Origin of the sequence: Oceanococcus sp. HetDA_MAG_MS8, from assembly GCA_019192445.1 — a bacterium.
GTDB lineage: Bacteria > Pseudomonadota > Gammaproteobacteria > Nevskiales > Oceanococcaceae > MS8.
Window position 1 is genome coordinate 184,824 of record JAHCMK010000005.1, and the last position, 12,049, is coordinate 196,872.

Annotated in this window: 10 protein-coding genes; 2 read left to right on the forward strand and 8 right to left on the reverse strand. The window is 58.0% G+C overall.

Features of this window, described 5'->3' with window-relative positions:
* Window positions 1-384: 384 nt before the first annotated feature.
* The 5 genes from pilQ to pilM are packed head-to-tail and all read right to left on the reverse strand — an operon-like array spanning window position 385 to window position 5,357.
* Entirely contained in the window at window positions 385-2,550 is a 2,166-nt protein-coding gene (gene pilQ, locus KI787_10625; GenBank protein ID MBV6630407.1) for a type IV pilus secretin PilQ, read from the reverse strand.
* Window positions 2,547-3,074, reverse strand: coding sequence for a pilus assembly protein PilP (locus KI787_10630; protein MBV6630408.1), 528 nt, complete (start codon window positions 3,072-3,074; stop codon window positions 2,547-2,549). The genes pilQ and KI787_10630 overlap by 4 nt, the downstream gene beginning before the upstream one ends.
* Complete coding sequence (locus KI787_10635) at window positions 3,071-3,697, reverse strand: type 4a pilus biogenesis protein PilO (GenBank protein ID MBV6630409.1); 627 nt, start codon at window positions 3,695-3,697, stop codon at window positions 3,071-3,073. The genes KI787_10630 and KI787_10635 overlap by 4 nt, the downstream gene beginning before the upstream one ends.
* The gene (locus KI787_10640; GenBank protein ID MBV6630410.1) at window positions 3,694-4,290 is read right to left on the reverse strand and encodes a PilN domain-containing protein; all 597 of its coding nucleotides are present in this window, start codon (window positions 4,288-4,290) and stop codon (window positions 3,694-3,696) included. The genes KI787_10635 and KI787_10640 overlap by 4 nt, the downstream gene beginning before the upstream one ends.
* Complete coding sequence (gene pilM / locus KI787_10645) at window positions 4,287-5,357, reverse strand: type IV pilus assembly protein PilM (GenBank protein ID MBV6630411.1); 1,071 nt, start codon at window positions 5,355-5,357, stop codon at window positions 4,287-4,289. Before pilM ends, KI787_10640 begins: the two co-directional genes overlap by 4 nt.
* A 187-nt stretch (window positions 5,358-5,544) precedes the next feature.
* Between pilM and KI787_10650 the strand changes: the two genes are divergently transcribed.
* Together KI787_10650 and KI787_10655 are read left to right on the forward strand one after the other, a co-directional pair.
* Window positions 5,545-8,040 (forward strand): PBP1A family penicillin-binding protein, encoded by a 2,496-nt coding sequence (locus KI787_10650; GenBank protein ID MBV6630412.1) that lies wholly within the window; start codon window positions 5,545-5,547, stop codon window positions 8,038-8,040.
* Window positions 8,041-8,045: 5 nt separating this feature from the next.
* Window positions 8,046-8,654 (forward strand): hypothetical protein, encoded by a 609-nt coding sequence (locus KI787_10655; GenBank protein ID MBV6630413.1) that lies wholly within the window; start codon window positions 8,046-8,048, stop codon window positions 8,652-8,654.
* A 492-nt stretch (window positions 8,655-9,146) separates the two neighbouring features.
* Here KI787_10655 and KI787_10660 read toward each other — a convergent pair whose 3' ends face one another.
* The 3 genes from KI787_10660 to rpmE form a co-directional block, all read right to left on the reverse strand.
* The gene (locus tag KI787_10660) at window positions 9,147-10,439 is read right to left on the reverse strand and encodes a citrate synthase (protein ID MBV6630414.1); all 1,293 of its coding nucleotides are present in this window, start codon (window positions 10,437-10,439) and stop codon (window positions 9,147-9,149) included.
* Between the two features lie 84 nt (window positions 10,440-10,523).
* Entirely contained in the window at window positions 10,524-11,768 is a 1,245-nt protein-coding gene (locus KI787_10665) for a malate dehydrogenase (GenBank protein MBV6630415.1), read from the reverse strand.
* 55 nt (window positions 11,769-11,823) lie between these two features.
* The gene (rpmE, locus tag KI787_10670) at window positions 11,824-12,024 is read right to left on the reverse strand and encodes a 50S ribosomal protein L31 (protein ID MBV6630416.1); all 201 of its coding nucleotides are present in this window, start codon (window positions 12,022-12,024) and stop codon (window positions 11,824-11,826) included.
* Window positions 12,025-12,049 lie beyond the last annotated feature (25 nt).

Genomic DNA, 12,049 nt, shown 5'->3' on the forward strand with positions numbered 1-12,049 from the left:
CGTACGTCCGGCTGGCACTCTCCTAGCGGGTCGCGCCTACGTCCTTCGATAGCCGGGGGGCACAGGGCTCGGGCGCGAGCATCGTCAGATGGAGCGCCGCCGGAGCACGTAGACCGCAGCGTACTAAACGTACGTGAGGATCTCGCGCACCGCCGGCGTTTCATGTCACGAGTGCAGCGATTTCGTCTCGGCGTCTAAGCCGCCGGTGATCGGTTGAGGGGGTTCTGCAGCCACTGCAAGTGGAGGGAACGCTGAGTTAATCCGCGAGCGTAGTCAGGTGGAGCGCCGCCGGAGCACAGAGACCGCAGCGTGCTAAATGTACGTGAGGATCTCGCGCACCGCCGGCGTTTCAGATGACAAGCGCAGCGATGAAATCAGCGTTTCCTAGCGAACGACGACGTCCTCGGCGACAATCTTTGGCGTAATGAAGATCAGCAGCTCGCGCGCTTGATTATCGATGGATTTCTGCCGGAACAGGGCGCCCAGGTAGGGGATATCCCCGAGCAGGGGCACTTTAGTGACCGTGCTTTGTTGGTCCTGCTCGTAGATACCGCCCAGTACCAAGGTCTCGCCATTGCCGACCAAGACCTGTGTGTTCAACCGGCGAGTGTCGATCCCGACAGCGAGTCCGCCGCCGGACTGCGGTGTGAGCTGGCCGCGGGCATCACGCGTGACTTGCAACTGCATGATGATTTTGTCGTCCGGAGTAATCTGCGGCGTGACGCGCAGTGACAGCACAGCCTTTTTGAACTGCACTTGGTTTTGTGTGGCTGTTGCCGAGTTGAAGGGAATTTCTTCGCCTTGCTCAATGTAGGCCTCCATACCGTTTGAGGTCATCACTCGCGGTGAGGAGATGACCTCGCCTTTGCCTTCAGCTTGAACAGCGGACAATTCCAGGTCTAGAAGAAAATCCCCGCTGAGAACCGACAGAGCGATGTTTGACGGGTTCAATCCTGGGGCCGAGGCCGGGAAGTCAATATTCGGTAGGAACTGCGGGCCGGTAATGGGAATTTGTTGGCCGCGGCGAATGCTATCCACAATGAAGGGTGCCAGACTACCGCGCAGGCTTTCAGCGCCACCACCTTGTTGTTGCTGCTGTTGTTGTTGGCCACCTTGCCCCGAGGTCAGGGCGGTCGCGTAAGCTTGCTGCGACCCACCAGCAGCGATGCCGATGATGGTGTCCCCGGCGCTCTCGCCGCCGGTAACGCCAGCACGCACCCCTAAGGAGCGGCTGAAGTCATCATTGGCAATGACAATTCGGGCTTCGATCAGCACCTGACGAACAGGAATGTCGAGTTGCCGCACCAGCTGGCGGATATCCGCTAAGCGTTCACGTGTGTCTTGGACGATGAGCACGCTGGTACGCTCGTCCACGTTCACTCGGCCGCGGTCCGAGAGAAAAGCCCCCGATTCGCTGGCAAGCAACTCGGCTAAGTCCACTGCATTGGCATAGTTGATCTGGATCACTTCGGTGACCAGCGGCGCCAGTTCCATGCGTTGTTGCATGGCCTGTAGCTGTTCTTTTTCGTTGGCGGCCACTTCTTGAGTCGGCGCGATCCACATCACATCGCCTTCAATGGACTTGGTTAGGCCCTTGGTGCGCAGCACGATGTCCAGTGCCTGGTCCCAGGGCACGTTTTCTAAGCGCAGGGTCAGTTCGCCGACCACAGAATCAGACACCACCAGGTTTTTGCCCGCAACGTCTGCAATGATTTGCAGTAATGCGCGCAGTTCGATGTCCTGGAAGCTGAAGTTGATGCGCTCGCCCGTGTACTCGGGCTCCTCACGGGCGCGGCGGGCAATTTCGTCCGGGGTGAGGGGGGCGAGTTCCACCGTGAAGGTTTTGCCAACCTGATAAGCCACACGCTCAAACTCGGCATTCGCGACCGGGCGAATGCTGACGCGTGAACTAGGCCCCTGGGTGCTCACGGTGACCTGACTGACGGGCGTGGCGAAATCCAGAACATCCAACTTTTGCGCGGGGGTGTCTAACTGGGTGTTGAAGAACTCGGCAACCACCAAGCCGCCTTCATCCCGGACATCAACGCTGGCTTGGGCGGTCGATAAGCTAATCTGAATTTGCCCAGCTCCGGTTTCCGAGCGCCGGAAATCAATATCTTCGATGCGGGCCGCAGGAAGTTCAGCACGGGACTGTGCTCCAGGCGTACTCACAGCGGGTTGAATGGTGGCCAGAATCTGGTTGCCGCTACGCTCTAAGGAGTGTGGGGTTAACTCATCTAAGCTCAAGACAATACGAGTCCGCGCCTCTGTTTCAAGCACGATGTAGGACTCAACCACACCTTGATTGACCGCTCGCTGTGGCTGTGTGAGGCCAACTTCGGTTTGCGGTAGATCAATCGAGATGCGCGCCGGAGATTCCAGCGCAAAGCTGCTGGGTTGCGGTGCTGGGCCGTCAAAGCGCAGCTTGAGCTGCACCGGAGCGCCGGAGCGCGTTGGCTCTACATCAATGGCGGTGAGGGTGGCGGCATGAGCCCACAGCGGAGTCAACGTTGTTGCAGCAAGCAAGGCAATTCGCAGGCAGGTTTTCATTCTTCTTCTCCCGTCAACGACACGCTGGCGGTGCGCTTGGTATAGCCCCCCAGGCCGTCCGGTACGATTTCTTCAAGCTGTACTTCGGCCGCTGTAATGGCGGAAATCCGCCCGTAGTTTTGTCCCATGTAATTTCCGACTTGTACGCGGTGCACTTTGTTGTCCGGCGCTTCGATAACGGCAAACTCTTGCCCTTGAAATCCCAAACGCCCTTTGAGTCTGAGCGCTTCCAGAGGGAAAGCCTCAAGCGGCTCCCGGTTGCGATTGGGGTCTGGGGCTAGAGTCGATGTGCTCACCGCTGCGGTGGCATCCGTAAGACCCTGAGCAAAGGGCAAGAAGGGGTCGCGCGCCTCAGCTTGAGTGTAGCGGTGCGGTTCATACACCAACACCTGAGGAATAGGTTCAACCGCGGTCGATTTGCGCGACTTCACTTCTGCGATGTAGGAATCCAGATCATCGCCGTCACTACCGCAAGCGCTGAGCAAGGCCAGTCCGGCAATGGCTCCCAGACGCAGGCTCGTCATGGGCTAGCCTCCTCTTCTAGGTAGCGATAGGTTTTGGCCACCGCAGTCATGCGCAGGAGGCCATCTTTGTCCGGGTGCGGAGCTAGGCGTGTGCGATGGATGGTCACAATGCGGGGCAGGGCCGAGACTTGGCTGACAAAGCTGGCGATATCATGAAATTCGCCCGCGACTTCAATCCTATTGGGCATTTCCGCATAGAACTCACGTGGCTGGTCTTCTTCGGGTTGGAATAGCTCTTCTTCCAAGCCAGCGGCTACGCGCGTTTGCGAAATGTCATTGAGCAAGCTGGCGACTTCGGTCTCACTGGGTAGCTGACGCAGCAGCCCGGCGAAGCTTTTACGCATTTCTTCGAGTTGCGCGCGGTAGGCATCGAGGTTGGCCACCTTGCGCTGCTTTTCCTCAAAGTCTTTACGCAGCTGTCGTTCCTTGCGTTGTGCACTGTCAATTTGGTCCTGTACCGGCTGCACTTGCAGATAGAGCATGCCGGCCACCACGACAATAAAGACCAGCACGGTGAAGAAACCATAGATAAAGTCAGACCAGCTTCCAACATCGGAAGTATCTAGACCTTGGAGCTCCTCCAGCCGCGCTTTAATCTGCGGTCCAAGTTCATTGAGATTCATTCGCTAAATCCCTCTTTGGGAGCCTGCATCTCGGCGGCTGAGCCAATTTTGACGCGCAAAGAAAACTCTGAGAGTCGGCGGCGGTTGCTCTCTTTGGCGCGAATGAAAACCAGCCTGGGCTGATGCATCCATTCGGATGCCTCAATGTTGCGGATGTAGGTGGAAACGCGTCCATTAGATTCGGCAATACCATCGATTTGCGTATCACCTTCACGCTGTTCGACGCGGGTGAGGTACAGCCCGTCGGGAACCGTTTTCACCAATTCGTCAAAAAAGTGCACGGTTTCAGCGCGACTTTGTTGGAGTTTTTCAATGACCTGTGTCCGTGCAATCAGGTCTTCGCGCAGCTTTTCCAGGTCCTTAATTTCCTGGATTTTGGCTTCGGTGAGCTTGATTTCCTGACTCAGGCGCTGGTTGCGGTCCTGTTGCCCCCGGAGTTGGGCCTGATACACCTGCATGATGCCGAAACCCAGCAAAAAGCCAGCAAAGGCCCCACCACCCAGCATGGCCATAAAGCGTTTTTGGCGAGCTTCTCGACGAGCCGCGCGCCAGTCCAGCAGGTTGACCCGAATTTCGCCTGGAAGACGGTTCATAGATCGCCTCCGCGCATGCCCAGGCCCATGGCTACCAGTAGCCCAGGAGCTTCTGTGCGTGCGATGGTGCGCCTGAGGTTCGGCCCCATACTGACCTGAGCAAGGGGATCAACCAGTTCGCACTTCACGCCCAGCTTCTCTTCTATGGTTTCGGGCAAGCCTGGAATGCTTGCGGTGCCGCCTGCAAAGAGCATGCGGTCCACGCTGGTGTAGGTATTGGTGTTGGCAAAAAACAACTGCAAAGCACGATCAATTTGCTGCGCCAAATCGTCGATGAAGTAGGGTAGAACTTCGCTAGGGTAGTCTGCTGGGAGGGTGCCATTGCGCTTACCCTCTTCAGCCTCAGCCGCGCTCATGCCGTAATGACGCATGATGTCTTCGGTGAGCTGGCGACCGCCAAAGTTTTGCTCACGTCTATAGATGGGGCTATGCCCATCGATCACCGATAACAGGGTGTGATGTGCGCCGATGTCACACACAAGCGTGACCCCGTGGCTTTGCGGTGGAATGGCGAAGTGCAGAATAGCGTTATCCAGCGCGAACTCTTCGATATCGACAACTTTGGCCGTCATGCCGGCCGCTTCAACCGCTGCCAGTCGTTCGTCGATGGTTTCAGAACGGCAGGCCGCCAACATCACCTTCAGCTGGCCATCAGCGTGTTCGGCATTCCCGAGCACGGTGAAATCCAGGTTGACCTCTTCAATAGGATACGGAACGTACTGGTCCGCTTCCAAACGGATTTGCTCCTCCATGTCCCGCTCAGACAAGCTGGCTGGAAGGGTGATCACTTTGGTAATCACAGGGCTGCCAGTCACAGCCACAGCAGCGTCTCGGCTGTTGACATTCAGTCGCCGTAGTAGCCGCGACAGAGCCTTGCCGACCTCTTCGGGTTCGGCAACCTGTCGATCATTCATCGCTCCCGTTGGCAGGTCAGCCCGCCCGCAAGCCAACAGCTCAAAGCCGTGACTCGTGGGACGCATCTCCGCCACTTTGACGGATCCGCTGCTGATATCCACCCCAACGAGGCTGTGGTCCTTCCCCCCAAACAATCGGATGTTTCGCCTCATGCGCTCTCCCAATGGCGCTCGCTGTGCGCATTAAGTCTGCAAAGGTAAACTATCGATCCAGGGCTTGCACAACTACGCAATCCATAAGGAGCCTGTAGCGGTGCATGCGCGCTTGGCGTGTTCGCCTTCGGGTTCTTACTGCATCGTCTGCGCTTTTCCTGCACACCGTCCAACCCAGGCTTATTCCATGGCTCGATTCCTGAAACCGTTGCTGCTGGCCGGCGTGGCCATGGGGCTGCTCGCTTTGCTCGCAGTCGCGGCCGTGCTGCTGTACTTCTCACGTGATTTGCCGCCGGTGGAGCAAGCCCAGGAGCTGCAGTTGCATCAGCCCCTGCGGGTACTGGCTAGGGACGGAACAGTGATTGGCGAGTTCGGTGCAGAACGGCGTGAACCACTGGCTTGGGAGGATGTTCCCCCGGTGTTGGTTGATGCCTTCTTGGCCGCCGAGGATGATCGGTTTTTCGAGCATCCTGGAGTCGATTATCAAGGCTTGTTGCGCGCGGTTTGGGTGTTGATTGCCACGGGCGAAAAGGCGCAGGGCGGCTCGACCATCACCATGCAATTGGCGCGCAACCTGTTTTTGAGCAACGAAAAAAGCTACGAACGCAAAATTCGGGAAATTTTGTTGGCCTTTCGGTTGGAACAGCGCTTTGCCAAAACAGAAATCCTGCGGCTGTATCTGAACAAGATTTTCTTGGGTCAACGGGCTTACGGCGTGGCGGCGGCGGCACGGATTTATTACGGCAAGGCGGTGGATGAGCTGAGTTTGGCGGAGGCGGCAATGATCGCAGGGCTGCCCAAAGCACCGTCTGCCTACAATCCGGTGGCCAATCCGCGGCGCGCTGAGCTGCGCAGAAACTACGTTCTCCGGCGGATGCGCGAATTGGGCCGTATTACGGAGCAGGAGGAGTTGGCTGCCAAGGCGGTGCCGGTTAAGCAAGCCCTGGCTGCTAGTGACATCAGCTTGGATGCGCAGTACGTGGCCGAGATGGCGCGGGCTGAGTTGGTGCAGCGCTACGGTACGGCCGTGTACACCAGCGGGGTGAACGTCTACACCACCATTGATGCTTCCTTGCAGCGCGCGGCCGCAGAAGCGGTGCGCGCTGGTGTACTCAGTTATGACGCCAGACACGCTTGGCGCGGCGCTCCTGGGCGTACCGAGTTGCCGACTAATCTCGATGCACAGCGCATTCTCGGCGCGAGTTTGGATACGCGCATGGCCTGGGCCACGCAGTGGTTGGAAGACATGCCTGACGTGGCTGGCCTCGAGGCCGCCTTGGTGGTAGCGGTGAGCCCGCAGACTGATGAGCAGGCTCACCAGTGGCATGTTCTGGATGCTCAAGGGGAGCTGCATGCCCTGATTGCCGACCAGATACCGTGGAGCACCGCCAGGCAAGACTTGCGGCCGGGAGATTGGGCCTACTTGCGGGGGTCGGAGTCCGACGTGCAATTGGCGCAGGCCCCCCAGGCCCAGTCGGCTCTGATTGCTATGAGCCCGCAAACCGGGGCAATCCGCGCTCTGGTCGGCGGTTACGACTATTTCCTCAGTAAATTTAATCGGGCGGTTCAAGCGAAACGCCAGCCGGGCTCGAGTTTCAAGCCCTTGTTGTATTCGGCGGCGCTGGAGTCTGGACTCACCACGGCTACGGTCATGAATGACGCTCCGGTGGTCTTCGATGACCCCGCTTTGGGTGGTGCATGGCGCCCGGAAAATTATGATGGCCGTTTTCGCGGGCCGACTCGCCTGCGCGAGGCCTTGGTGCGTTCCAGTAATCTGATTTCGATACGGGTTTTGCAACGGGTAGGAATCGCGGAATTTCGCGACTATGCGCAGAAGTTTGGCTTGGATGCACAAAACCTGCCGCGCGACCTGTCTATTGCCTTGGGGAGTGGCACATTCAGCCCGCAGGACATCGCCAAGGCCTACAGCGTCATTGCCAACCAAGGCTTTGTGGTGGAGCCATGGTTCATTGAACGTGTGGAAACCGCTGACGGAGCGGTTGTGGAAGTGGCCCAGGTATTAAAGGCTTGTCCGGAATGTGAGGAGGCACCGCAGGCCGCCGCCAATAGCCTAGAGAACCCACCCGGAGAGCCGGTCGCCGAGGTTGCCGTGGATGACGCGTCTATAGAGGCTGCGGCCGAGCCAGCCGGACTACCCTCGCAGCCGCAGTTCAGCCCGGCGCCACGCGCTTTAGAAGCCGCCAACATGTTTATTGTTGGGGACATGATGCGCGACGTAATCCAGCGCGGGACCGGGCGCAAGGCGCGTGCCCTAGGACGAAAGGACATTGCTGGTAAAACCGGCACCACCAATGAACAGCGGGACGCTTGGTTTGCTGGATTCCATCCAGATTTGGTGGCAGTGACCTGGATTGGTTTTGATGACCTCACCCCCTTGGGGCGGGGCGAAACAGGTGGGCGTGCCGCGTTGCCCATTTGGATGGACTTCATGGCGCAGGCCTTACCAGGATTGCCACCCAAGGAATTTTTACCCCCTCCGGGCGTCGTGATCGCGCGCATCGATCCGGAGACCGGGCTGTTGGCCAGCGATGGCCGTGAAGAGATGTTCCTGGAGGGCAAATTACCCGACCAGGCGCCGCGCAAAAATGGGCCAGCCGCGGCGGCTACCTCATCCAGTCCTGAGGAAGACGCTGCAGAGGAGCTCTTAGATGAGCTATTTTGAGGTCTATGACTTCCCTGCACGACACCCTGCCTGGGCGGGAGCAACAGCGCGCTGACATTGCTCAAGAAGCAGCTCGGCTGTTGGCCGAGGCGGGTATCCGCGACTGGGCTTTTGCCAAACAAAAGGCGGTATCTGGATTAGGCCTGAGGCGCCCTCAGATGCCCTCAAACTTGGAAGTGGCTGAGGCCTTGAGGGCTTATCTGGAGCTGTTTGCTGGCGAAGAGACGGCCGCCTACTTACAGGAATTACGTGCGCTGGCGCGGCGTTTGATGCCATCCCTCAGCGTTTTTGATCCGCGTGTAGTGGGCGCGGCAGTGAGTGGTTTGGCGACGCAGCGCTCGCCCTTGGAGCTGCACCTTTTTTCCGACCCCGCCGAACAGGTAGACATTTTTTTGGCAGATCGCGGCTGGCCTTACGAAGAAGATGAAGCTCGGCTGCGCCATCCAGACGGGCGCGAGCTTATTCTTCCCATGTGCTGTTTGGGCGATGGGCGTGGGCCGGAGGTGGAGATCACAATATTCTCGCAGCAAGATCGGCGTTGGTCGCCTGCCTCCATCATCGATGGTCGGCCCATGACGCGCTGGAGCTTAGAGGAATTGCAAGCCGCGAGCTGATTGCGCCACAACGCGGCAATCAGCGTGAATCTCAATCGTGGCCCTTCGAATAACTACGTTTTGTTCGGGGTTGGAGAGAGCATGGTTGCCATGGGTCACCAAAGAACCAATGCAGGTTCTGCTTGTATGAGCAGGCCTCGTACGCGTCCTGTTTAACCTTCTCTTCTAGCGGTGAATCAACCGGGAAAGACTACTCAGGGCAGGCTGCTCATTGAGCCGATAGGCTCCATGCGGTCGTCCATGGCCGAAGGGGTGTCGTCACTCTGGGCGCCTGCGGCGCCCTCCATGAATGCATGCTCAGAGGGGAGTCACACGCCTGAGCCTCGCTGCAGAGCGGAGCCTCCATCAATGTCTCAGAGGGCTCTGAGGTTGCACCAGGCCGAGGGTGGATCACCAAAACGATATGGGGCAGGGAATGAAGCGTTTTCCTTTGAGATCGCCCCCAAAAAAAAAGCACCCATGACGGGTGCTTTTTTCCGGCGCTTATGCGGCTTAGCGCTTGCTCAAGTCCACGTAGTCCCGGGGCTGTGCGCCCGTGTAAACCTGACGAGGACGGCCGATGCGGTTGCCGGGGTCTGCGGTCATTTCCTGCCAGTGCGCTGCCCAGCCCACGGTGCGGGCAATGGCAAACATCGGCGTCATCATAGACACAGGAATTCCAAGGGCCTTGTAGATGATGCCGGAGTAGAAGTCGACATTGGGGTAGAGCTTCTTCTCTTTGAAGTAATCATCTTCCAAGGCAACCTGTTCTAGCTTGAGCGCTAATTCGAACTTAGGATCGTTCTCCATGCCCAAGTGCTCTAGGACCTGGTGGCAGTACTCCCGAATGATGGTGGCGCGTGGGTCGAAATTTTTGTACACGCGGTGGCCGAAACCCATCAGGCGGAAGGGGTCGTTCTTGTCCTTCGCCTTGGCGATAAATTTATCAGCCTGGGAGATATCGCCAATCTGGTCCAGCATGCGCAGCACAGCTTCGTTAGCGCCGCCATGCGCAGGACCCCATAGGGCTGTAATGCCAGCCGCCACTGCAGCGTAGGGGTTACAGCCGGTGGAGCCCGCTAGCCGCACTGTAGAGGTGGAGGCATTTTGCTCGTGGTCGGCATGCAGAATGAAGAGTACGTCCAGTGCTTTGGCTGCAATGGGATCCACTTCATATTCTTCTGCTGGCACTGCAAATAGCATGTTCAGCAGGTTAGAGCAGTAATCCAACTTGTTTTGCGGGTACATGAAGGGCTGGCCTTCACTGCGCTTGTAGGCTGCTGCCGCAATGGTTGGGATTTTGGCAATCATGCGCCGAGCAAAGATGTTGCGATGCTCCGGATCATGAATGTTGGTGGTGTCATGGTAGAAGGCCGACAGGCTAGCTACCACTCCAGCCATCATGGCCATAGGGTGAGCGTCGTAGCGGAAGCCATTAAAGAAGCTTCGCAGTGACTCGTTAATCATCGTGTGATAACGAATTGCGGTATCAAACTCCTCCAGCTGGGCTGGGGAGGGTAGTTCCCCATAGAGCAGCAAGTAGCAGACTTCAATAAAGCTGGAATGCTTGGCCAGCTGATCCACAGGATAGCCGCGGTAGAGCAGCACACCTTTGGCTCCGTCGATGTAGGTGATCTTCGACTCGGTGGAGCAGGTGGAGTTAAAGCTGGGGTCATAGGTAAACATGCCGGTATTGGCATACAAACCACGGACGTCGACGGCCTTGGGCCCCATTGTTCCTTCAACCACCGGCAGATCGGTCAGGCTTTGGCCATCCGGTCCGGTGAACTGATAGTTGGCGCTCATCGGAAGAGTTCTCCTAGTTCGCGTTTTAAAAAAAGTCACTAAATTCGTCGCGCAACCCGATCCCGCCGCCGCTCGGCGGCAAGATCAGCGCGCTGGATAGTGCTTAGGGTAGCCTGTTCTGGCAATCCCGGATACGACTGCGGCCTGAGCAACCGCCGCCGGCACCACGTCAATGAGTCTAGGATCCAAGGGCGTGGGCAAGATGTAGTCGCGACCAAAGGACCATTCGCTGCGTCCATAGGCCTCGAGAACCGAATTTGGCACAGGCTCGCGGGCCAAGTTGCGCAGGGCCTCGACGGCGGCGATGTGCATTTCTGTGTTGATACCGCGAGCGCGGACATCCAGAGCCCCGCGGAAAATAAACGGGAAGCCGAGGACGTTATTCACCTGATTGGGGAAATCGCTGCGGCCAGTCGCCATGATGAGATCATCCCGGCAGGCATTAGCCTCGTCCGGCATGATTTCCGGTACGGGGTTGGAGAGGGCAAATACCACGGGGCGCGCCGCCATACTTTGCACCATCGCCGGTGTCACCAAGCCTGGCCCCGATACGCCAATAAACACATCGGCGTCCTGCATGGCCTCGGCCAAGGTTTGTGGCCCGCCGTCTTGGGCGAACTCGGCCTTGAAGTCGACCATGTCGCCGCGCGATTTTTGGATGACCCCTTGCCGGTCGATCACAAAAATGTTCTCGCGCTTGGCGCCCATGGCGATGGCCAGACGGAGGCTCGCTATGCCGGCGGCGCCGGCCCCGAGGCAGACGATGCGCGCATCACCAAGATGCTTGTCCTGCAGTTCCAGGGCATTGAGTAGGCCGGCCATCACAATAATGGCGGTGCCATGTTGATCATCGTGGAAGATGGGGATGTCCATCTTCTCCTGCAGCGCACGTTCGATCTCGAAACAATGCGGTGCCGCGATATCTTCGAGATTGATGCCGCCGAAGGTGGCGCCAATTCTCGCCACCGTATTGATGAAGTCCTGAGGGTCGGCCGCATCGACTTCGATGTCGAAAACGTCGACATCAGCAAACTTCTTGAACAGCACCGCCTTGCCTTCCATGACAGGCTTGGAGGCTAATGGGCCAGCATTACCCAGACCCAGTACAGCGGTGCCATTCGAGATCACACCCACAAGGTTACCCTTGGAGGTGTAGCGGTACGCATCCTCCGGGTTGTCCATGATCGCTTTGACGGGTTCTGCGACCCCAGGCGAATACGCCAGGGAAAGCTCTTCAGGAGTCGTGAAGGGCTTGGTAACAGAGATCGCCAGCTTTCCGGGTTGTGGCTTTTCGTGGTAATCCAGTGCGGCTTGAACCCGGTTTGTCATGCTGGCGATCCGTTGCAGTCAGTAGCGGTGAAACGTGGCTGTGATCGAGGCGGCTTTACTTGCCGTAGCGCTCCTTAAAGCGGTTCACCCGACCACCTGAGTCGAGGATCTTCTGCTTGCCGGTGTAAAACGGATGGCAGGCAGAACACACTTCCACCTGTAGCGGTTCGCACAGGGTGGAGCGGGTTTCAAAGGTGTTACCGCAGCTGCAGGTAACGGTAACAGTTTCGTATTGCGGATGAATGTCGGCTTTCATGGCCGTGGCCCCATTAACAAGGTGT